The sequence below is a fragment of the Bacillus sp. FSL R5-0512 genome (genome assembly GCF_038593295.1).
Lineage (GTDB): Bacteria > Bacillota > Bacilli > Bacillales > Bacillaceae > Bacillus > Bacillus safensis.
This window is the reverse complement of the sequence record NZ_CP151982.1, coordinates 2,922,453-2,944,747: the sequence shown is the minus strand read 5'-3', so window position 1 is coordinate 2,944,747 and position 22,295 is coordinate 2,922,453. Positions and strand designations below refer to the sequence as shown.

23 protein-coding genes are annotated in these 22,295 nt (G+C 42.0%); 14 read left to right on the top strand and 9 right to left on the bottom strand.

Annotated elements, in window-relative coordinates:
* Positions 1-59 precede the first annotated feature (59 nt).
* The 3 genes from NSQ25_RS15260 to pdxA are packed head-to-tail and all read left to right on the top strand — an operon-like array spanning position 60 to position 4,211.
* Positions 60-1,841 (top strand): PrpR N-terminal domain-containing protein, encoded by a 1,782-nt coding sequence (locus NSQ25_RS15260; RefSeq protein WP_326135771.1) that lies wholly within the window; start codon positions 60-62, stop codon positions 1,839-1,841.
* A gap of 25 nt (positions 1,842-1,866) precedes the next feature.
* On the top strand, positions 1,867-3,210 hold the full coding sequence (locus tag NSQ25_RS15255; RefSeq protein ID WP_046313231.1) for a four-carbon acid sugar kinase family protein: 1,344 nt from the start codon (positions 1,867-1,869) through the stop codon (positions 3,208-3,210).
* The gene (gene pdxA, locus NSQ25_RS15250) at positions 3,186-4,211 is read left to right on the top strand and encodes a 4-hydroxythreonine-4-phosphate dehydrogenase PdxA (RefSeq protein ID WP_326135769.1); all 1,026 of its coding nucleotides are present in this window, start codon (positions 3,186-3,188) and stop codon (positions 4,209-4,211) included. The genes NSQ25_RS15255 and pdxA overlap by 25 nt, the downstream gene beginning before the upstream one ends.
* Before the next feature lie 17 nt (positions 4,212-4,228).
* On the opposite strand, the gene NSQ25_RS15245 is transcribed toward pdxA, so the two are convergent.
* Positions 4,229-4,975, bottom strand: coding sequence for a 3-oxoacyl-ACP reductase family protein (locus NSQ25_RS15245; RefSeq protein WP_217008747.1), 747 nt, complete (start codon positions 4,973-4,975; stop codon positions 4,229-4,231).
* Positions 4,976-5,162: 187 nt separating this feature from the next.
* Between NSQ25_RS15245 and NSQ25_RS15240 the strand changes: the two genes are divergently transcribed.
* From NSQ25_RS15240 to NSQ25_RS15210, 7 genes are all read left to right on the top strand, one after another.
* On the top strand, positions 5,163-5,732 hold the full coding sequence (locus NSQ25_RS15240; protein WP_326133253.1) for a cob(I)yrinic acid a,c-diamide adenosyltransferase: 570 nt from the start codon (positions 5,163-5,165) through the stop codon (positions 5,730-5,732).
* Between the two features lie 164 nt (positions 5,733-5,896).
* The gene (locus NSQ25_RS15235) at positions 5,897-6,289 is read left to right on the top strand and encodes a membrane protein (RefSeq protein ID WP_041115718.1); all 393 of its coding nucleotides are present in this window, start codon (positions 5,897-5,899) and stop codon (positions 6,287-6,289) included.
* Positions 6,290-6,304: 15 nt separating this feature from the next.
* Positions 6,305-6,973, top strand: coding sequence for a PspA/IM30 family protein (locus tag NSQ25_RS15230; protein ID WP_024423427.1), 669 nt, complete (start codon positions 6,305-6,307; stop codon positions 6,971-6,973).
* Between the two features lie 104 nt (positions 6,974-7,077).
* Positions 7,078-7,947, top strand: coding sequence for a DUF4097 domain-containing protein (locus NSQ25_RS15225; RefSeq protein ID WP_034280875.1), 870 nt, complete (start codon positions 7,078-7,080; stop codon positions 7,945-7,947).
* 30 nt (positions 7,948-7,977) lie between these two features.
* Positions 7,978-8,742: a cell wall-active antibiotics response protein LiaF gene (liaF, locus tag NSQ25_RS15220; RefSeq protein WP_034281438.1), complete on the top strand. Its 765-nt coding sequence runs from the start codon at positions 7,978-7,980 to the stop codon at positions 8,740-8,742.
* Positions 8,739-9,803, top strand: coding sequence for a two-component system sensor histidine kinase LiaS (gene liaS, locus NSQ25_RS15215; RefSeq protein WP_034280874.1), 1,065 nt, complete (start codon positions 8,739-8,741; stop codon positions 9,801-9,803). The genes liaF and liaS overlap by 4 nt, the downstream gene beginning before the upstream one ends.
* The gene (locus NSQ25_RS15210; protein WP_024423423.1) at positions 9,800-10,435 is read left to right on the top strand and encodes a response regulator transcription factor; all 636 of its coding nucleotides are present in this window, start codon (positions 9,800-9,802) and stop codon (positions 10,433-10,435) included. The genes liaS and NSQ25_RS15210 overlap by 4 nt, the downstream gene beginning before the upstream one ends.
* A 42-nt stretch (positions 10,436-10,477) precedes the next feature.
* Here NSQ25_RS15210 and NSQ25_RS15205 read toward each other — a convergent pair whose 3' ends face one another.
* The 4 genes from NSQ25_RS15205 to NSQ25_RS15190 are packed head-to-tail and all read right to left on the bottom strand — an operon-like array spanning position 10,478 to position 14,507.
* Entirely contained in the window at positions 10,478-10,846 is a 369-nt protein-coding gene (locus tag NSQ25_RS15205) for a hypothetical protein (protein ID WP_034280872.1), read from the bottom strand.
* Between the two features lie 37 nt (positions 10,847-10,883).
* On the bottom strand, positions 10,884-12,005 hold the full coding sequence (locus tag NSQ25_RS15200; protein ID WP_081124817.1) for a Ger(x)C family spore germination protein: 1,122 nt from the start codon (positions 12,003-12,005) through the stop codon (positions 10,884-10,886).
* The gene (locus NSQ25_RS15195; RefSeq protein WP_065215187.1) at positions 12,002-13,096 is read right to left on the bottom strand and encodes an endospore germination permease; all 1,095 of its coding nucleotides are present in this window, start codon (positions 13,094-13,096) and stop codon (positions 12,002-12,004) included. Before NSQ25_RS15195 ends, NSQ25_RS15200 begins: the two co-directional genes overlap by 4 nt.
* Positions 13,083-14,507 (bottom strand): spore germination protein, encoded by a 1,425-nt coding sequence (locus NSQ25_RS15190; protein WP_065215188.1) that lies wholly within the window; start codon positions 14,505-14,507, stop codon positions 13,083-13,085. Before NSQ25_RS15190 ends, NSQ25_RS15195 begins: the two co-directional genes overlap by 14 nt.
* A 112-nt stretch (positions 14,508-14,619) precedes the next feature.
* Between NSQ25_RS15190 and NSQ25_RS15185 the strand changes: the two genes are divergently transcribed.
* The gene (locus NSQ25_RS15185) at positions 14,620-14,787 is read left to right on the top strand and encodes a YvzF family protein (protein WP_003213147.1); all 168 of its coding nucleotides are present in this window, start codon (positions 14,620-14,622) and stop codon (positions 14,785-14,787) included.
* Between the two features lie 89 nt (positions 14,788-14,876).
* Positions 14,877-16,271, top strand: a complete 1,395-nt coding sequence (gene fumC, locus NSQ25_RS15180; protein WP_024423418.1) for a class II fumarate hydratase — start codon at positions 14,877-14,879, stop codon at positions 16,269-16,271.
* 46 nt (positions 16,272-16,317) lie between these two features.
* Here the strand turns inward: fumC and NSQ25_RS15175 are convergent, their stop codons facing one another.
* Positions 16,318-17,196 carry a TetR/AcrR family transcriptional regulator gene (locus NSQ25_RS15175; RefSeq protein ID WP_034280864.1) on the bottom strand — a complete coding sequence of 293 codons (879 nt, stop codon included), beginning with the start codon at positions 17,194-17,196 and terminating at the stop codon, positions 16,318-16,320.
* 192 nt (positions 17,197-17,388) lie between these two features.
* On the opposite strand from NSQ25_RS15175, the gene spxO reads away from it, so the two are divergent.
* On the top strand, positions 17,389-17,553 hold the full coding sequence (spxO, locus tag NSQ25_RS15170) for an anti-adapter protein SpxO (protein WP_003212782.1): 165 nt from the start codon (positions 17,389-17,391) through the stop codon (positions 17,551-17,553).
* A 20-nt stretch (positions 17,554-17,573) separates the two neighbouring features.
* On the opposite strand, the gene NSQ25_RS15165 is transcribed toward spxO, so the two are convergent.
* Complete coding sequence (locus NSQ25_RS15165) at positions 17,574-18,905, bottom strand: HAMP domain-containing sensor histidine kinase (RefSeq protein ID WP_034280863.1); 1,332 nt, start codon at positions 18,903-18,905, stop codon at positions 17,574-17,576.
* Positions 18,902-19,576, bottom strand: a complete 675-nt coding sequence (locus NSQ25_RS15160; protein ID WP_034280861.1) for a response regulator transcription factor — start codon at positions 19,574-19,576, stop codon at positions 18,902-18,904. Before NSQ25_RS15160 ends, NSQ25_RS15165 begins: the two co-directional genes overlap by 4 nt.
* Before the next feature lie 327 nt (positions 19,577-19,903).
* Between NSQ25_RS15160 and NSQ25_RS15155 the strand changes: the two genes are divergently transcribed.
* On the top strand, positions 19,904-21,304 hold the full coding sequence (locus NSQ25_RS15155) for a trypsin-like peptidase domain-containing protein (RefSeq protein ID WP_326135767.1): 1,401 nt from the start codon (positions 19,904-19,906) through the stop codon (positions 21,302-21,304).
* 49 nt (positions 21,305-21,353) lie between these two features.
* Here NSQ25_RS15155 and NSQ25_RS15150 read toward each other — a convergent pair whose 3' ends face one another.
* Positions 21,354-22,196 carry an oxidoreductase gene (locus NSQ25_RS15150; protein WP_326135766.1) on the bottom strand — a complete coding sequence of 281 codons (843 nt, stop codon included), beginning with the start codon at positions 22,194-22,196 and terminating at the stop codon, positions 21,354-21,356.
* Positions 22,197-22,295 lie beyond the last annotated feature (99 nt).

Here is a 22,295-nt window from a genome sequence, read left to right as displayed (position 1 = left end):
GGCTGGACTCCCTCAAGCTATGTCTCGTGATGAAGAGATAAAAAATGGGGGTCCTTTTCATGAATATCAAAGTGTTAGGTGTTGCGCCGTATAAAGGGTTGGGCGATGTGTTAATCGACCTTGCCAAAGAAGAAGAAAATATGACATTCCAGCTTGTAGTCGGAGATCTCCGGTCTGGTGTTGCTCTTGCAGAACAAGCAGAAGCTCAAGGAATGGATATCATTATGAGCCGGGGCGGAACAGCTGCGCTCATTCAAAAACATGTGAACATCCCAGTAGTTGATATCCCTGTGTCAGGGTATGACTTGCTTCGTGCCTTAACACTGATAAAAGATTATCAAGGTAAAAAAGCGGTCGTGGGTTTTGAAAATATTACACAAGGTGTACGCACCATTGGGGAATTATACGGGATTAAAATTGATATTTACACAGTGCAGCAAGAGGAAGAGGTATGGGATCTCTTAAAACAATTACAAGAACAAGGGACTCAGGTCGTGCTTGGAGATGTCATTACTGATAAAGCGGCTAAAGAGCTGGGAATGCAGAGTATGCTCATTACATCAGGTCGTGAATCGGTCAAAGAAGCATTTCATCAAGCAAAACAAATGTATCGTTTATATAAAGAGGCGACAGCTGAACAGCGTCTCTTTCGTGAAATGATTGATCAAGAGCCGAAAGGGATGCTCATCATTGATCCGCACAACCAGCTACATTTTATGAATCAACAAATGAAACAATGGACAGAAAAAGGATTATTTGCACCGTCTACTTCTCATGCTGATGTGATTGCGTGGTGTCCAGCACTTGAACCGGCACTAAAGGCGATTCGAGAAGGGAAACAAAATGGCTATTCTCAAATATCCCATCAGCAGCAAGTGTGGCATGTCAAAGGAAGCATGCTATCGAAAGGCGAGTTGCTTGTCACGATTGAAAAGCCTTCGGCTGTGATGAATCAAGAAGGTCATCGTATTTGGACGCTTGCGTCGCCTATTCATTCAGAACATCCATTTGCTCTTTTTACAGATCAAAGCCCAAAAATGAAAGATGTGATCAATAGGGCAAAAGCGTTTAGTCAAACGGAGCGCTCGATTTGCCTGTATGGTGAACAAGGAACGGGTAAATCATGCCTTGCATTTGCTATCCATCAAATGAGCGAGAGGAAAAATGAGAGCTTTACGACAGTACATTGCAGACGTTTGACAAAACCGGAAGATATAAAATCAATCCCTCTGCATCAAAAAGGGACGATGTTTCTAAAGGATATTGAGAGCGTTCCAATGGATATACAGCAGCTCATTGCCGAGCAATTGCATTATCATCAGAATATTCGCTGGATGGCTGCGTCTCAAGTGGATTTGTTCAAATTGATGCAATCTGGAGAGTTTAGTGAGGAATTATATACAGGCTTACAGGAGCTCACAATTCATGTCCCTGCGTTGTCTGAACGGCCGGAAGATATTGAGGACATGAGCAGGTTATTTATTGCGGAACTGAATTCTCTTTACGGGACGCAGGTGGTTGGGCTGTCAGCAGATGTGATTGAAGCCTTTCAACACCAGAAATTCAGAGAAAATGTCAGGCAGTTCAAGCGGATCATTGAGGAACTGGTACTGACAACAAAAAGTGGATATATCACGTTGAATAGGGCAAAGGCAGCAATTGATCAGCTTGCCTTTGAAAATGAAGAAAAACAGCTGTCCAGCTATTTGAATGGAACGCTTGATGAGATTGAAAGACGGATTATCAAAACGGTGCTGGAAGAAGAAAATATGAATCAATCAAAGGCGGCAAAGCGGTTGAATATCAATCGTACGACGCTATGGAGAAAGCTAAAGGAATAATATGTAATGAGGCCGAGGTGTCTAAATGACAAACGATCTATTAAAAAAAGGAGCGAAATTAGAGCAAAAGGTAATCATTGTGGCGGATGATTTGACAGGTGCCAACGATACAGGTGTTCAATTTGTCAAAGCGGGCTTCACAGCCTCTGTCCTGTTTCAGCCGTCATTTGAAGGCATTGACAGGTATAAAGAGGATGTGCTGATTGTGGATACCGATTCACGAAGTATGTCTTCAGAGAACGCCTACCATGAGGTCAGCCAAATGGTGCAGCCATTTCTCCAAGATGAATCGCACCTTTTCTTTAAAAAAATAGATTCAACGTTAAGAGGCAATATAGGAATTGAACTGCAAGCACTAATGGATATTGGCCCATTTGATGCGGCGGTTATCGCTCCTGCCTACCCAGATGCACAAAGAGCAACCAATAATGGCATACATTATGTGGAAGGAGTGCCTGTTCATCTGTCAGAGGCAGCAAAGGATCCGAAAACACCAGTGTTGACATCCAGCATATCAGATTTAATTGAGGAGCAGACGAACGTCAGACCAAAAAACCTTTCTCAACAGACAATCGGCGAAGAGCTAAAAGTAACGAGTGATGAGGTATCATCCTTATTGAAGCATGGTCATCAATGGTTTGTGTGTGATGCAGAAACAAGTGATGATTTAGGGCGGATTGTGGAAGTGTTTATGAAGATGGATAAAAGAATACTATGGGTCGGTTCAGCGGGACTAGCTGGTGCATTATCTGCATATGTCGCTAAAAATAGAAATACTTCTCGCCTTAAAAAACAGAGACCTGTCCTCATCGTATCTGGAAGTGCCTCTCAAAAAACAAATGAGCAGTTTGCTTATTTAAGAGAAACTCACGATTGTTTTGAGATAAAAGTGAACCCGCTGAATGTATTAAACGGCCGTGAAGCATGGGAACGAAAATCAGTTCTCGATCAACTGCGTAAGCGTCAGAACGAAGATATTCTCCTTTACACAGATGCACGGCCAGAGATGGTTGAAAAGATGCTGATTTACGGAGAAAAGAAAGGGCTGACAAGACAAGAGGTTGGAAGTGCTTTGTCCGTCTTTCTTGGAATGATCACAAAAGACATTGTCACATTATCAGGAATGAGACGACTTTTCCTAACTGGCGGAGATACAGCGCGGGCGATTTGCCAGGGGCTTGGAGCAGGAGGTATTCGGCTGCTGAAAGAAATTGAACCTGGCATCCCGCTCGGTCAGCTTGTTGATACGAATTTATATGCGGTTACGAAAGCTGGAGCTTACGGTCAAAAAAATTCAGTACTCCATGCGGTAGAAGTGCTGAAAAAGATAGAGGGGGAAGTCGAATGTCAAAACCAATCATTGCTGTAACGATGGGAGATGCGGCTGGCGTTGGTCCTGAAATTATTTTAAAAGCTTTTCAGCAAACGCGTTTACATGAAGAAGCCGTTCTATTTGTGATCGGAGATACCAGTATATTAAATAGGGCAAAAGACTTTGTGAGTACAGATGTGGAGATTGTAAGTATCAAAGAACCAGAGGAAGCGGAGCAGGTGAAAGCCGGAGCAGTTCCGTGCTTAGACCTTAAGCTCTTAACGAACGAGATTCCAATTGGGGACATATCAAAAGAAGCAGGAAATGCTGCTTTCCGATATCTTGAAAAAGCCATTAGTCTTGCAAATGACCGTAGAATTGACGGCATTTGCACAGCGCCGCTAAACAAAGAAGCACTTCATAAGGCAGGTCATATGTATCCAGGACATACAGAAATTTTAGCTGACCTGACAGGTACAGAAGATTATGCGATGATGCTGGCGGCCCCTAACTTAAAGGTAGTTCATGTCACCACACATATTGGATTAATGGATGCCATTTTAAAAATTAATCCTGAGCGTGTATACACGACGATTAAGCTGGCACATGATACACTCGTCCGTTCTGGGATCTCTGCTCCTAAAATCGCTGTATGCGGGATTAACCCGCACGCTGGGGAGAATGGGTTGTTTGGGAACGGAGAAGAAGAGGAGAAGATCATCCCAGCGGTTGAACTAGCGCAGGAAGAAGGGATTCAAGTATTTGGGCCGCTGCCTGCTGATACCTTGTTCTTTAGGGCAGTAAGAGGTGACTTTGATATCGTTGTGGCGATGTATCATGATCAAGGGCACGGACCGATTAAGGTGCTTGGCTTAGAGTCGGGTGTAAACATTACAGTTGGGCTGCCGATTATTCGTACAAGTGTCGATCATGGGACGGCATTTGATATCGCAGGAACAGGAAAAGCCGATTCTGCGAGCATGGAAGAAGCTATTAGACAGGCCATCATGCTTTCTGGTACGAGAGAAAATCAATATGAGAAGAAAAAGAGCCTTTAAGAGGAGGCTCTTTTTTTCTAGTTCATATACGTTCCGCCATTCATATTGATGGTTTCTCCTGTGATAAAATCCGACTGGTCAGAAGCTAAAAATGTCACAACATTTGCGACTTGTTCTGGTGTTCCAATCGTTTTCAAAGGAATTCTATCTAAAACCGAACGCCGGTATTCATCGCTCCACTGTTTGCTCATGTCTGTTTCAATTGGACCAGGGCAGACAGCATTCACATGAATGTGGTGCTCTGCTAATTCTTTGGCAAGATGCATGGTTAAATAATTGATGCCTGCCTTTGATGCACCGTATGCAGGTGATGCATTGTGATGAGGGGTTTTGCCAGTTGTAGAACTCATATTAATAATCTTTCCGCCTTGTTGTTTGATCATGTCAGGAATGACCGCTTGGCACATGAGGAACGTGCCGGTCAAATTAATATCAATCAATCGTTTCCACTCATCAAGGGATGTCTCGACTGTGGATTTTCGTAAATTGATCCCAGCATTGTTGACCAGCAGATCAATCTGTCCAAAATGTGTTTTCGCTTGCTCCACGAGTGAAAATGCTGTCTCTGGTAAACTAGCATCACCTGCAACATAAACGGCTCGTTTCTCTTTTTTATTCAGTAAGGAGCAAACCTCTTGAAGCAGCATGTCGTTTGTTCCATTGAGAACGACGTGCGCTCCTTCGCAGGCAAGTGCCTCCGCAATGGCGCGGCCAATCCCTCTGCTTGCACCTGTAATGATCGCTACTTTATTTTGTAAACTCACGTACATCCCACCCATCTCTCATTTTAAAAAGCGCTTTCATTCATTATAAAACGGTATGTTTCATCATTCAACATATATAAGGGGGTTAGGGGGATTTTCAGTTAAGATGTTTCATAATTAAACAAATACTTCCTTTTAACTTCAGGTTATACTAAAAGGACAAAGCAGTAGAAAAGGGGGCAAACCGTTGAAACTTTATACGAAAACCGGGGATCAGGGTCAAACAGGCTTGATCGGCGGAAGAGCTGATAAAGATGATGTGAGAGTAGAGGCGTATGGAACGCTAGATGAGGCGAATAGCTTTATTGGACTCGCGCATGCAAATTTACGGCAGCATGGCGAATTGTTTCAGGATCTTTTGTCAGAGCTGATTGTTATTCAGCATGAGCTGTTTGACTGCGGCGGTGATTTGGCAGCAGTCAAACCACGTAAAGAAGGCAAATTAACAGAAGCCTCTGTGACAGCCCTTGAGAAAAGGATGGATGTCTATGTAGAAGAGGCCGCGCCGCTCACCAAGTTTATTTTACCAGGCGGTCAGGAAGGCGCTGCTCTCTTACATGTGGCGCGGACAGTCGTCAGAAGAGCCGAGCGGCATATTGTGACACTTGCGAAACAGGAGGAGATTCCAGCCGCTGCGCTCACATACGTAAACCGTCTATCCGATTATTTATTTGCAGCCGCCCGAATCGTGAATCATCGGCTTGGTGAAGCTGATGTTGAATATGAACGAAGTGCCGACGTGTTTCGTTCTAAATAAGGAAAGCACTCTTCAAATAGAAGAGTGCTTTTTTATTAGGTTTTGCCGCTCAGTCTGAGCATTGTTACGACTCTAGTCGCAATCAAAGATCAATCTGTGACACGTTTTGCCGGCTTTCTTTTTTGACTATAGTTAAAGCAAGGAGCAAGAAAGGAGGCATGAAGATGAAAATAACAAGTAAAACCATTATCGGTTCAATTTTATTGTTTGTCGGTTTATCCATCTTCTTTGGTGGTTCATTTGGTGGACTGATCCCGGTTTTGATTGGGGCAGGCCTCATCTATGTAGGTGTTAAAAAATACGAAAAAGGCAGTAAAACCTTAGGTGTCATTCTAGCAGTCATTGGTGTATTGATCGTCGTGCAATTTTTGCCGTTTATACTTGGCATCGCATTTGCAGGGGTACTTCTTTATTTTGGCTGGTCGATGATCAATGGTGAATCTACCAAAAAATCATCAAGCAGAGCATATATGGAGCCAAACACGGCACCTAATACGGAAGAACCGCTTCACACGTCTTTTGATCAAGAATGGGAAGACTTTTTAAAGAAAAAATAAAAGGAGGAACATCAAATGGTATTAAGAAGAGTAAGAGATATGTTTGTTGCAACTGTCAATGAAGGCTTAGATAAATTGGAGAATCCGCGTGTCATGCTGAATCAATACGTTCGTGATATGGAGGATGATGTTGCGAAAGCGAAACATGCCATCATCAAACAGCAAACGATTCAGCAAGGCTTCCTGCGCAAAGCAGAAGAGACGGAAGCATTTGCTGAAAAGCGAAAGAAGCAGGCCGAGCTGGCATATCATGCGGGAGAAGAGGAGCTTGCACGAAAAGCGCTCACAGAAATGAAGTATTTTGAAGAAAAGCACAACGAATATCAGGAAGCCTACCAGCAATCTGTGAAACAATTGAAAGAGCTGAAAGAGCAATTGCAGCACTTAGAAACGAAGCTGCGTGATATAAAAGACAAGAAGCAGGCACTGATTGCAAGAGCCAATGCCGCACAGGCAAAGCAGCATATGAATGATTCCATCAATAAAGTAGACAGTGAAAGTGCATATAAAGAGTTTCTCCGAATGGAGAACCGTATTGAAGAAATGGAAACAAAAGCAGGCAGCTATGCACAATTTGCGGATCAAGGTGCATATGCTCATTTAGATTATGCCGACGAGGTTGAAAAAGAATGGCAGAAGCTGAAGCTCGAGAAAAAGCCTGAACAACAGCAAGCAAACGTATAGAGATCACATCGGAAGAAAAGCAGGCTTTTTCTTCCGATATTTGATTTCTTTCTGTTTCGCTTTTCCTTATAATGAAAAGGTCAGAAGATAAAGGGATGGTATGAATGAAGCGATTAATCGGTCTAATTTGTATACTTGTAGGTATCTTTTTAATGATTGGCATGCTTTTCAAAAATGAAGATCTCTTTCATTTAAGTTTTTCCCGTGAAAAACCAGTGACAAAAGCTTCAGCGAAAAAAGAGGAGATTGATCAATTAGATATTTCTCTTTCTGGGTTTCGCGTGAAGGTAAAACCTGAAAATCGTTCCGATATTTCCGTGACTGCTCTCAATGGAAAAGGGAAAATGTATGCGGAGCAAACAGGCGGTACGTTCAAAATTCGTGCTGAAAATAAAAGCTTCTTGTTTTTCACTCAATTTGAAAAAGGAGAGCTTTTAGTTAAAATTCCAACAGATTATCATAAAAATGTGAAGATTACGGGTGGAAGCGGAGTCAGCGAGATGAACGGAGAAGGAAAGCTGTCCCTTCAAGATGTGATACTCAAATCAACGAGCGGAAACCTCACAGCTGAGAATTTCTCAGCAAAAAATGTAGAAATCAAAGCAACCTCTGGCAGGCTGGCAGTGTCGCACATTGATGCGAAGGATAGTGATATTGGGGCAACTTCAGGGCGTGCCGATATTAATGATGTCAAAGGCGAGCTGCAATTGGGTATGACAAGCGGCCGGTTGACAGCAAGTTTTGATACAATTGAGTCACCTGTCTCCTTTCATATGACATCAGGGAGCGCGAAATTTAATTTGCCAGATGACGGAGATTTCAACGTTCAGGTGAAAAAAACAAGTGGAAGCGTCGATCACTCGTATGACTTTGATCAAGTGGATAGTGAAGGTCGAGGCTTTACAGGTACGCGGGGGAAAGGGACACATTTAGTCGATATTGAAATGACAAGTGGTAACCTCAAGCTGCGGTAATGATTGAAAGAAAGGAAGGAGGCGAGTCAACTGCGTTTTACAAGGAATCAAATTTTAGGCATCATTGTCGTGATATTTGGTATTAATTTATTTCTCAAAATTATTGGGATCGGAGCAGATTTGTTTTGGCCTGTGTTTTTTGCGCTGGCAGGTTATTGGCTGCACTCACGATCCAAACGTTGGCTCGGTTCAGTTTCCTATATTTTTGCCGGCTTTCTCTTCTTAAAATTTCTGCTCAATATTACATTTAGTTTAACAGGTTACTTATTTGCGGCCTTTTTGATTTATGCCGGCTATCGCTTATTGAAAAATAAACCTGTTTTTGATGTCGATAAAAAGGAAACATCAGACGACGGGAAGCCTTCACTGAAAGTCAATCTTGAAAAAAAGGACGATCAGAAGAAAACAAAAAGCCAGACAAAGCCGCGCAAAGAGCATGACTTTTTTATCGGTGAAGTCAGGCTGATGAAAAAGCCGTTTCAATTAAGTGATTTGACGATTTCAGGTTTTATTGGCGATGTGAAAATCGATTTATCAAAGGCGATCATCGCAGAAGAAGAGAGTACGATCGTGATTAGCGGGCTGATCGGAGATGTGGATATTTACGTACCGCAGGATATTGAAGTATGTGTGAGTGCTTCCGCCGCGATTGGTGATATGAAAATCATAGATGAAAAAAGAAGCGGGTTCGGCAGTAAAGTGTACGTGATGACCAACGATTACGATGAGAGCAAACGAAAAGTGAAAATCTCCATCTCTCTATTGATCGGAGATGTGGATGTGAGATACTTATGAGGAAATTCCATTTAGGCCTCCAGTGGCAATCTGTTCGTCTTGGCGTCGGTATCTCGCTCGGTGTTGTGACGATGACGACACTGCCGATGTTTTTTTATTATCAGCTTGATCCGATGATTCTGCTTTCTACCCGCTGGTTTGGCATACCGTTTTTTTGTATTTTACTCATCGTTAGTCTTGCGATTGGGATTTCTGCCGGGAGTGTATTTGGCTATCAGCATAAGAAGCGCCTCGATCAGCTTGTAGAGTCGATTTTGAAATTTGAAAATGGAAACTTTGCATACAGACTGCCGTCTCTTGGCGACGATGAAATTGGCTTAGCCGCCGATCAATTAAATGAAATGGCGAAGCGGGTGGAAGGGCAAGTAGCCTCTTTACAAAAGCTTTCAAATGAACGGGCTGAATGGCAGGTTCAAATGAAGAAATCGGTCGTCTCAGAAGAGCGGCAGCGGCTTGCACGAGAGCTCCATGATGCGGTCAGCCAGCAGTTATTTGCGATTTCGATGATGACTTCAGCTATTCTTGAAGGCATGAAGGAAAAGGACGAAAAGATATTAAAGCAAATGCAGCTTGTCGAACGAATGGCTGGCGATGCACAAAATGAGATGCGTGCTCTTCTGCTTCATCTAAGACCGATCACGCTAGAAGGAAAAGACCTGAAAAAAGGCTTAATTGAGCTGCTAAATGAATTTCAAGCAAAGCAGCCGATTGATATTGATTGGGAAATCGAAGATGATGTTCCGTTATCTAAAGGAGTAGAGGACCACCTCTTCCGAATTGTGCAAGAAGCCCTGTCTAATGTATTTAGGCATGCAAAGGCGACAAAGGTAACTGTGCGCCTGCTCATAAGAAACCGGCAAGTGCAGCTAAAGATTATTGATAATGGTATCGGCTTTCAAACAGACCATGTGAAGACAGCCTCCTACGGACTTGAATCGATTCGAGAGAGAACAAGTGAAGTAGGCGGTGTCGCAGAGATTATGTCATTTGAGGGAAAAGGCACACAAATTGATGTGAAGGTTCCCATTTTTGATGAAGGAAAAGGAGAGAACGTTCGATGATTCGAGTGCTTTTAATCGACGATCACGAAATGGTGAGAATGGGTCTTGCGGCCTTTTTAGAGGCGCAGGCTGATATTGAAGTCATTGGTGAAGCGTCAGATGGACAAAAAGGTGTAGAGCTAGCCGTTGAATTAAAGCCAGATGTGATTTTAATGGATCTTGTCATGGAGGGGATGGATGGCATCGAAGCAACGAAAAGAATTTGTCAGGAAATTGAAGATGCCAAGATTATCGTTCTGACGAGCTTTATTGACGATGATAAAGTCTATCCAGTGATTGAGGCGGGTGCTTTAAGCTATTTATTAAAAACATCCAAGGCAGGAGAAATTGCTGATGCCATCAGATCTGCAAGTATCGGCGAACCAAGACTTGAATCAAAAGTGGCTGGAAAGGTCATGAATAAACTCCGTCATTCATCAAATGGGTCCATCCTTCACGATTCATTAACGGCAAGAGAAATGGAGATCTTGAAGCTGATTGCGGATGGGAAATCGAATAAGGTCATTGCCGAGGAATTATTTATTACAATTAAAACGGTGAAGACCCATATTACCAACATTCTTTCCAAACTTGATGTGGAAGATCGAACGCAGGCGGCTGTGTATGCGCACCGTCATAAGCTGATTCAATAAAAAAACAGCTTTCAAGTGAAAGCTGCTAGAACATGCGTAAAATTAGTCCTTCTGTCCTGTGATCGGACGTTCGGATAGTTGATGGAGCTCAGGAACTGGAAAAGCCTCCTGCTCCTTGGCCGGTTTTTCTTCCAGGGTTTTCTTCATTTCGGATAAAAGCTTTACGCTCTCCTTTGCTGCTGCCGCTTTTTTTTCCTGCAAATCAATGATCTGTGAAAGTCCGACGAATAATCCGCCTCCCAACAGAAGGAGCGCAGGGGTTTGTCCATAATAAACCACGATCAAAAATGTGCTTGAAAAGCTGTCGGCTTCAATGAAGAAATCTTCTTTTGATTGCGTGAATACAACGATTAACAGAAGTATCCCTAGAATCAAAAATAGAATGCCGGCCGAAAGTAAAGCTCGTTTCATGATTGACACCCTTTTTTTCTTACCATTTTAACATACTCTATAAAGATTGTGTTGCGCCCTTAGTCCCGAAGTCACGGATTTTCACATTTGCTTTGTAACGAATGTCCGATTCACTAAATATTTCATCCCAATGCTTCGCTTCTTTTCGAAAGTCCTTTGGATACGCAATACTCGCTTTTTGATAAAACCTGCAAATATCTGCTTTGATCTCATGCTGTAATTCCCCAATGAAATCTTTTACGTTTTTCTCTAATCGACGCTCCACAACACCTTCAATCTCTTGGAGATACTTTTCATTAAATGCATTTTCCCGCTCATTCCAATCCTCAGATAATCTTCCTTCAAGCGCCACTGACACATTAAATTGATATTTTCCGCTGGCTGTTTTATTCGTTTCAATGTTGTGTTTCAGTTTAAAAATCTCAAAAGAATAGATGCTGTGATCATATTCAAATTCAATGACTCCGCCTTCTCCGTCTCCGGTCAACAGGTTATACGACTGCACGGCTAACGGAGAGATGTTGGTGAGAAATCGTCTGTTCTTTATAATAGAGGCTCCGTCCAGCATTAATTTCCCTTGATCCACACCGACTTTCGGAACAGCAAAAGATACGTTGTTTTGCATAGCAGAAGAAATATCTCCTAATGAAGCGGGCTTGAGCATACGTATAGTCGATTTAGTATTCCTAGAAATATCATATAATGTAGAAGAAGCTGGCTGTCCATCGTCATTGATTTTCAGCAAGTCCCCAGGCTTCTCAGAAGTCATAAAGACAAGGCTTCCTCTCCGTGTTTCATTGTCGCGAATAAATTGATTAATGACGAGGTCGAAATTATTCTCATTGATGAGCTCCTCAGAAAATAAATACACCCTCAGCTGCTGGGCGAAAATCCGATGACTCTTGAGCGTTGTTGTTCGGAATATTTGATGTACGGAATCACCACTAGTTTCAATAATCTTTGTTGGGTCTTTTACGCTGGATTCTTGCTCAATTTTTTGAGGAACAAGGACTTGCATAGATATTTTAAGCTTATGACCGTCATCTCCTTTATCTAAGCCAAAACCAATCGCCATGTTGAGCTCCTCAATATTGGTACTATCCCAGCATCCACTTAATAGAACAAGGGCCAGGTATGCAAAGGCCGCCTTTTTTTTCATGCTGCTTTCCGCCTCCTTTTAAAAAACACGATGATAAATAAGAGAAACGGGAGGATGCCGAATAAAAGGAAAAATAAATGGTTCACATAGGTTAAATAATCACGCACTGTATCAACATCCTTTGGGAAAACGGCGGCAAAGTAGATGACAATTCCCATCAACGCGAGCACGATCTTTTTTGGTAATTTTGTTAGTTTGGATATCCCCATTGCAGCAAAAAACGTATATCCTACAAAGCTCGTATAAAGCTGAACAAGCCAAACGATAAGCAAAAAAGATTCAATTCGCTCAATAAAAATCCCCTGTATATCGAACGATTGAAATAAAGCAATCGTCGGCCAAGTCAACGTCGCAGTTTCTTTCACGGTGAACGCACCAACGACAAGAATATAGGTGAAAATATAGATGATCGCAGGAATCAAAAAGCCGATTGCGCCATAAGCAAAGGTGTGTTTTTGCGTGTTCATATAGACAGGCATAAACAGCATCATTTCAATGCCGACAAACGAAATGGCTGATGCGTTAAGGGATTTGAAGACAGGGGAGAATCCCTCTCCTAAAACAGGCCGGAGGTTATCTAACTTAAATTCTTGAACACTGAGTCCATATGCAACAAATAAGATAATCAAGGTCACAATGAGGAAAAAAGGGCACAGTCTGGCAAAATCACCAATCCCGCCGACTACGAGATAAAGACCAACCAAAATAAAGCTGATCATTGTCACCGCTACAGGTGTGTTTTGAAGCAGAAAGAACTTCACCATTTCTGACATAGCCCGTACTTCATAGCTGGCAACGCCAAGAAAATAAACAATAATGAGCAGGTTAGCAAGAGCACCAATCCACTTTCCAAGCCCCTCATTTGTATAATCATAGTAAGAGGAGAAGGGGACTTTTTTCATCATAAGGACATTCACAAAAATAAATACAATGTAAATGACGCTCATGAGTAAGAGTGCAATCCAGCCATCAGGTGTAGTTGCAGCCTGTGCCATTGCTCTGGGCAGAATCATCATACTTGCACCTAATGTTGTATTGGCAATAATGGCACTTGCCTGATAGCTGGTGATCGACTCTTTATGATTGACCATATCGTTCTCCTTTCTTTTGATTTTTCAAAGGCAATCGAATGATGGAATTGTCTTCATTTTTATAGCTGAACACAAAGTCTGGCGAAAAATAAGGCGTACCAAAACTTTTTTGCCGTGTTAAATGGGTAAGGAGAACGAGCATGAACAGCACAATCCCATATAAACCCAAGGTAGCTGCCGTAAACATGGACACAAAGCGGAGCACGCGGAACGACATGCCCATCCCGTATTGAGGCACAGTAAAGGAAGCAAGGGCAATCACACTGACGATAATCACCATAATCGAGCTCACAATATGAGCCTGAACGGCCGCCTGCCCAATGACGACTCCGCCTACAAGTCCAATCGTTTGACCGAGCGGATTTGGCAGCCTTAAACCAGCTTCCCGCAGCAGCTCAATCGTTATCTCCATGATGAGTGCCTCCACAATAGGCGGAAAGGGGACATTTTCTCTTGTACTTGAGATCGAAATAGCCAGTGTTGTTGGTAAAAGTCCTTGATGGAAGGACACAAGCGCAATATAAATGGCTGATAAAAATAATGTCAGAAAGATAGAGGTAAACCGCAGCATACGAATGAGAGAGGCGGCGATCCACCTTTCATAATAATCATCAGGTGATTGCATAATCGTCGCGAGAGAAGCAGGTACAATTAACACAAAAGGTGAATGATCAACAAAAATGGCGACACGTCCATTATTTAAAGCAGATGCCACTTTATCCGGCCGTTCTGTGTTTTGGATTTGCGGGAAAGGCGAGTACACATTGTCCTCAATCAGTTCCTCAAGAACACCAGAATCTTGTATATCATCAATCGTGACCTGTTTGAGCCTTTTTTTCACTTCTTTTAAAACAGACGATTGAGCCATACCGTCAATGTACATGATGGTCACTTGGGTGTACTTTTTTTGACCAATTTTCATGTCGACGGTTTTAAGATTGGGGTTTTTCAAGCGCTGTCTCACAAGAGCTAAGTTCGTATCTAAATCTTCAATAAAGCCAATTTTCGGACCTCTCACAATTGTTTCAGAGGTAGCATCACCTATACTGCGTTTCTTCGTTCCATGCGTTTCTAAAATATACGCATGCTGAAATCCGTTAATCAGTACCACACAATGCCCTTCAAAAATCGCATCGACCAATTCCTCGGAGGTCTTCACCGAACGGGTGGTCATCATCGATAAATTGGATTCCAGCTTCTCTTTTGTGAGAGACGTATGATCTTGGAGAAGCAGCTTTAAAAAGGTTTGAATCTCCATCGTTTCGTTCATTTCTTTTATGTATAAATAGTAAACCACCTGTCCGTGAGGCAGTGTTTTTTTCTCATGGACCAAATCGTCCATTTCTTTTAATTGTGGAAGGATGACGGAGAGATTATCGTATAAGTGCTCTTTTAATGGAGTTTGGTTCATTTGGATCACCCGCCTCAAATCTTTTTCTTAGCATTACCTGCTTGAAAAAACAATATTCTGTGTTACATTATTTTGTGGTAAAAGAAAGAATGAGGGTTTTGGAGGAAACAAGATGGCACAGATTCGTTTAGCAGGAACAAAAGAGGAGATCGACCGTATTCTACAGTCGTTTGACAAGCATTATGAGGTGACCTATACATCAAAGGATTACGGAAAAACGAACCCAAAATATAAATATTCGAAGGATGTTCGCGTTTATATTGAACTAAAATTAAAATAAAGATAAAATTTTAATTGAAAACGCTTAAAGGATTTTCGTTTTTTGTATAGAATAGAGTTGAGTGATGAGAAGCTATGGAGGGATACATAATGACGGAATTTAGAATCGAAAAAGACACAATGGGCGAAATCAAAGTGCCGAAGGACAAGTTCTGGGGTGCACAAACACAACGAAGCAAAGAAAATTTCAAAATCGGTTCTGAGAAAATGCCAAAGGAAGTTGTGAATGCGTTTGCAATTTTGAAACGTAGCACAGCGATTGCGAACGAACGACTTGGCAACCTTGAAAGCGAAAAAGCAGAAGCAATTGCTGCTGTATGTGATGATATCATCAGCGGAAAGTATGACGAGCATTTCCCGCTTGTTGTTTGGCAGACAGGCAGTGGAACACAAAGTAACATGAACATGAACGAAGTCGTTGCAAACAGAGCAACTGCTTACTTGAAAGATAAAAATAGCGAGTTCAGCATTCACCCGAATGATGACGTTAACCGCAGCCAAAGCTCAAATGATACATTCCCAACGGCTATGCACGTGGCAGCTGTTTTAGCTGTGTACAAAAAATTGCTGCCTGCAATTGACCAGTTAAGAACAACTCTTGATGAGAAAGCAAAAGCGTATCAAGAGATTGTGAAAATCGGCCGTACGCACTTGCAGGATGCAACACCGCTGACAGTTGGTCAAGAGATTAGCGGCTGGGTATACATGCTGGATCGTTCAAAAGAAATGATTCTAGAATCAACTGAAAAAATGAGAGAATTAGCCATTGGCGGAACTGCTGTTGGTACAGGAATTAACGCACATCCTGAGTTCGGTCAATATGTTGCTGAGGAAATCAGCCAGCTGACAGGTCAAACTTTCAATTCTTCACCAAACAAATTCCATGCGCTGACAAGCCATGATGAAATTACGTATGCACACGGTGCCTTAAAAGCACTTGCAGCTGATTTAATGAAAATTGCCAATGATGTAAGATGGCTTGCAAGTGGTCCTCGCTGCGGAATTGGCGAATTGATCATTCCTGAAAATGAGCCGGGAAGCTCCATTATGCCAGGAAAAGTTAACCCAACCCAAAGTGAAGCATTAACTATGATTGCAGCGCAAATCATGGGGAATGATGCCACAATCGGTTTTGCGGCAAGCCAAGGAAACTTTGAGCTGAACGTATTTAAGCCAGTCATCATTTATAACTTCCTGCAATCAGTTGAACTACTTGCTGACGGCATGAACTCATTCCATGACAAGTGTGCAGTTGGAATCGAACCAAACCTTGAAACGATTGAGAAAAACTTGAACAATTCATTGATGCTTGTGACGGCACTTAACCCGCACATCGGATATGAAAATGCAGCAAAAATTGCGAAGCTTGCGCACAAAGAAGGATTAACACTAAAAGAAGCAGCACTTCAATTAGAGCTGTTAACTGAAGAGCAATTCGAGCAATTTGTGAAACCAGAGGAAATGGTGACACCGAAAGCAAAATAAGAAACCAGGGGCAGCTGCCCCTGGTTTTTTCATTGAAAATATGTGTTTACAAATGATCCTCTTTCAAAATACGCAAAAGTGAATCAGAATTGGTTTGAAGCGGTGCATATAATTTCAATTGGTACAGCATGCCTTTCACGATGACTTGTCTTGGTTTTTGTTTGTTTAATTCATTTTCCAGGATGCCAAGCGCTTCAAATAACTCAGGCTCGTCTTTCACTTCATAGTGTGCTTCAGCAATCTCTCTTAATTCCTTTAAAAGAGATTCTGTGAGCGGATCGAATGACCGTTCATAAATTGGACCAAACCAATCGCTCGCTTGATCTACAGAAATGAGAGGAAGATCATTTCGCTTCATCATACCGCCCATCAAATCATCGATACGATGAATCATGGTTTTGGCAAGCTCTTCTGCTTCCAGCTGAAAATCATATAAAATGGCAAGCTCGAAATAAACGTGGCTCATGCCCTCAATCGTCAAACATAAATCAGCCATATATGGAATAGCAGCGTCTCCATACACTTGTTTAATGTTATCGATGTGAAGCTGGATGGTTGCAAGCCTAATTTGTTTTGCGAGCTGCTGCGTTTCTTCATTCAATGGAAGCGCCCTGTCGCTCAGCTGCATTTTAATAAAATCCTTTTGCTGCAAAATATTATCGTAATAGACAGTGAGCTGTTTGCGGTAGGCTTCTTTTGGTGTGCCGCCCTCTGTTTGAACCTCATGAATCCGGGTAAATACCTTATCGTAATAGTAATGAAGGATCGAAATGAGCAGTGCTTCCTTTGATTTAAAATAAAGATAAAAAGCACCCTTTGACATGTGGCATTCATCTGCAATTTCCTGAACAGACGTTGTGTTATAGCCTTTGCTGGCAAATAATTTCATGCCAGCCTCAATGATCATTTTTTCTTTCTTTTTCAAAATGAATGTCATCCTTTCTTACCGAGAGACAAATGTCTTAGGAAACGTGCGCAAAGAGATGTGACTTATCGGTCATAAACGACGAAAGTTTTCAAAAATTAATCAGATTGTAACTTGTTTTTTACAGTGTAATTCTTTATATTATAAAGTAAGGTGACCAACTGGTCAAAATATGTGAAAGGATGATGTTCCATGAGAGAAATCGATGATATGATTAGACGCCTGCGAACAAAAGGGATTCAAGTAGAAAAAGTCAAAATGCCGAAAGAGACAACCATTGAAAAGAAATGGATGTATCAAGCTGGCAAAAAGATCAAAGCCACATACCGTGATTTCAATGGGTATTCATTCATCTAAAAAAGACTGCGGTCAAAAACCTACAGTCTCTTCTTTGGAACCATAATTGTATAACGTACACCTAGATCATCATTTTCAATAGATATGGACGCTTGATGCATTGAAAGAATTCTTTTGACAATGCTTAATCCAATACCGAATTCGCCCTTTTTTCCCTTACTAAAAGGCTCGTATAGGTTGGACAGCATATGTTCTTCAATTGGAGGACCGTCATTACGAATGACAATGCGGATTTGATCCTCTTCCTGTTTCATCTGAATATCAATCTTACTTTTTGCGTACCGAAGTTGATTTTCTAGTACATTCTCAAATAATTTGCTCCATTGTTCTGGATCGCCTTCAAGAGCAGCCTCATCATCTAAGTCCACGTTCCACTGCAATTCATTTTTCGACCAGCGTATTCGGTCGACCACTTCCAGCATCGTATTACTGAGTAGGAAGGAAGAATGTGCGGGATGTTGTTTTGATAAATAATCAAGCTTTGTTAAGTACAGCAGATCCTTGATTTTCTTCTCAAGCTTTTCCGCTTCACCTTCAATGACTTCCACCGTTTGTTCAAGATCTCCCTTAGGAAAAATACCATCTTTAATGGACTGAGTGTAGCCGCGGATGACCATGACAGGTGTCTTTAAGTCATGTGAAATATTCTGCAAAAGTGTCCGTTCTGTTTCATCTTTTTGAATGAGTTTTTGTCTCATTTCTTCAATGGTATGACCAAGTTTGCCAATTTCATCTTGCCGGTCAACGATGACAGGATCGTCCCAGTCCTCTTGGGCAATCCGTTTGACGTGCTTTTCAAACGCAACGATTGGTCGGGATAAATAGCGGGCAAGCCAAATCGATGGAATCCAGCTTAGTAAAATAACGGTGCCTAAGATAAAGATCAGCTGTTTAAACAGGGTAAAGGACAGGTCATCTCGATAAGAATCTGGTGCATAGGACAGAAGAATATATTGTGTATTGCCTGATGATACCTTTTTGATGACAAAAAAGATATGCTGGCCGTTCACCTCTTCAGAATACCGTTTCGTTGCGCTTTTTTGTTTTTTCACAAACGATTGGATTTTCTCAATAAAAGCATGCGGAAAAAACTGCGCCATTTGATCTAATTCATCTGATGGGATCAAAATGTGCTGCACGGAGCGGTTTTCCGGTGTCGATTTTGGCGAGCCGTCTCGGTTCAATGGATATTCTGTCAGCACTTGCTGTTCATTTTCGATATTTTTATAAATTTCATTTGTGAAGAAGTCACGTAATGTATTGGAAAATAGAATAATCAGGACAATGGAAATGGTGAGCAAAATGCCAGAGATCACGACCCAAATTTGAAAAGCGAGCGGTTTGTTCTTCATCCTTTAAGCATCCTATAGCCAAATCCATAGATGGTCTCGACCTTTAAGTCGGGCATTTTTTTGCGCAGCCGTCTGACAAGGTCATCCACCACACGATCTGTCCCGAAGTAATCGTGTCCCCAAATCTTGACGAGGATATCTTCACGAGAAAAAGCATGTCCCTGGTGATGTGTAAATAAAAGCAGCAAGTCAAATTCCTTAGAAGTTAAGTTAATGAGCTGTCCCTCTTCATAGACCTCTCTTACATCCTCATGAATGACATAAGAAGAAACTGAAGTGACGCTTTGCTGCGGTGTATCGCTGTTTTTATACACAAGCTCCAGCAGCTTTTGAACCCGAATGATCAGCTCACGCGGAAGAAACGGCTTCGCAATATAATCACTGCTTCCCAGCTCTAAACCGAGGACACGGTCGATATCTGCATCCCGGGCTGAAATGAAAATGACCGGTACGTCAGGTGATGCGGCTTTAATTTCTTTTATGAGGGTATAGCCGTCTGTATCAGGCAGCATGATATCTAAAATCCATAGATGCGGCGGCTTGTTCATTGCCTCGCGTGCCGCTTCTCCGGTTAAAAAAGAGGAGACATTCCAACCTTCACTCTCTAAATATTTGGTTAACAGTTCATTTAAATTTTGTTCATCTTCAACTAAATAAATGGTGTACGACAAAGTCTTCCACATCCTCTCAACGTCATTATAACGGGATACGAAGGCGGCATGTCAACAATCACACGCTTTTTTCACAATTTCACATATTCTTCTCATCATTATCCCATAATGTTTGATTATGATAAGGTCAAGGGAAAAAAGGGCATAGACAAAAGGCGGATGAATAGGTGCTTTTCATCAATGTGCGCACCTTGCTTTTTTTCTATGAATAAGTATTATATAATTTGACATATTGCCATAAAGTATTTTTCAATGATCTTTCCAATAAGAGGACCTGAAGTCCTATCTAGACATATGAATGAAACATGATGTAAAGGAGTGCAAGCGATGGATTTCCGAAGAGAAGATGAAGAGAATAAGATGAATCATCCAGAAAATCAAGACAATGAAATGAATCATCAAAAAGATACCCATCAAGAGAATGAGAAACAAATAGACGCACCAGAAAAAGAGAAGGAACTTGTTTTTCACCAGCATGAAAACGAAGCATCTGCTACAGAGGAGAGTGTGACAAATCATTCTCCTCAAATGGTGGATGACCGTGCGTCGAAAAAAGAGAAAAAGCGGAAGGCGGCATGGCTGAGCCCGATTCTTGGAGGAATTATTGGCGGGGGTCTTGTACTTGGCATTACACCGCTTTTGCCGCAGTCACAGGATACAGCTGCCAACACGCAAACGCAGACAGCATCAAGCGAGCCGGCAGCCTCAGATAATTTCTCGACAAAACAAATCACCAATGCCACAAATGTGGCTGATATGGTAGAAGATTTAGAGCCAACCATTGTTGGGGTCTCAAACTATCAATCTACACAAAATTCGTTTGGCCTGAGCGGTGATCAAACAGAAGCTGAAGCTGGAACAGGCTCTGGTGTCATCTTCAAAAAAGATGGCAAAAAAGCGTACATTATTACAAATAACCATGTTGTCGAAGGTGCCAATAAAATCAAGGTCACCCTTTATGATGGAAAAACGAAAGACGCAAAGCTTGTCGGCAGTGATGTCATGACAGATTTAGCCGTTGTTGAAATGAACGCAGACGGTATTGATAAAGTGGCGAGCTTTGGTGATTCTTCTAAGCTTCGTGCTGGAGATAAAGTCATTGCCATTGGGAATCCGCTCGGTGCACAGTTCTCAGGTACTGTGACAGAAGGAATTATTAGTGGTCTTGATCGTACTGTAGAAGCAAATACGTCATCTGGTACGGTGGAGATGAATGTGCTGCAAACAGATGCAGCGATTAACCCAGGAAACAGCGGGGGGCCACTGATCAATACTGACGGTCAAGTCATTGGCATCAACAGCTTGAAAATCAGCGAAAGCGGTGTGGAATCACTCGGATTTGCGATCCCAAGTAACGATGTCAAACCGATTGTAGATGAGCTGTTAAAAAATGGAAAAGTTGAACGTCCATACCTTGGCGTACAAATGATTGACCTTGAGCAAGTGCCTGAGACATATCAGGAAAATACGCTCGGCTTATTTGATAAACAAATCGGCAAAGGCATTTACGTAAAGGATGTTTCAAAAGGTTCACCTGCACAAAAAGCAGGCTTGAAATCTGGAGATGTCATCATCAAGTTCAAAGGGAAAGACGTAGTGAACAGCTCTCAGCTGAAAGAAATTCTTTACAAAGAAACAAAAGTCGGCGATAAAACCACAATGACTGTCATCCGTGAAGGAAAGAACAAAAATCTAGATATTACCCTTGGACAGTCAGATAGCGAATAAATGAAAAAAACAGGTGGACATGTTGACATATCCACCTGTTTTTTTGTGCTTATTTTTTTGAAGAGAGTGTCCGTAGAATGATGTGTTCCCACATGTTCCAAGGCAGAAGCTGCTTTGCTGTGAATGAAAGCCGTACGCCTTTTCCAACAAGATATCTCAGCCGTTTCAGCCGCTTCTTTTCTGCTAATCGTACAACAAGCTCTGCCACTTCACGAGGATCTCCATAGTTGGATTTCTGGGCATCAATATGGGCCATCATCTTTTGATAGAGTTTTGTGTATTTCGATCCTTCTGCTGGCTGAATCATTTGCTCGTTCATGGAGGTGTTCCAAATATTCGTCTGGAAAGAGCCTGGCTCGATCAAGGCCGCCTGTATACCGAACGAAGCCAGTTCAATCCGCAAGCTTTCTGTATAGCCTTCCAACGCAAACTTAGACGATACATATGGAGAAAGTGCAGGCATCCCCATTAATCCGCTGATGCTGCTCATATTGAAAATCTTTGCACCACTCGTCATAAACGGCAGCACTGCTTGGGTCATTTCCATCACACCGAAGACATTCACTTCAAATTGCTGGCGGTACGTGTCGACAGGAACCTCCTCCGCAAAACCAGCAAAGGCTGTTCCCGCATTGTTCACAAGCAGGGTAATGGGTGCATAGGCATGAAGCTTCTTCTGAAATGCTTGAATCGACTGCGTATCGGTCACATCTAACGCTTCAATATGTATCATGCCAGATAAAGAGGCTTGATCAATTTCTTCAGCGAGCTTTTTGGCATTGGTTTCCTGTCTGACGCCGGCAATCACTGTATAGCCCCGCTTGGCGAGACGCATCGTGATGAGCTTGCCAAAGCCGCTATTGGCACCAGTTACAATGGCTGTTCTTTTCATCATCCCATTCTCCTTTTTGTTTCAATTTATCATAGTGCGATGTTTTATTGAATAACAAAAAGGAGCCTGGAGAAGAATAAAAAGCGATGCTGTGAAATA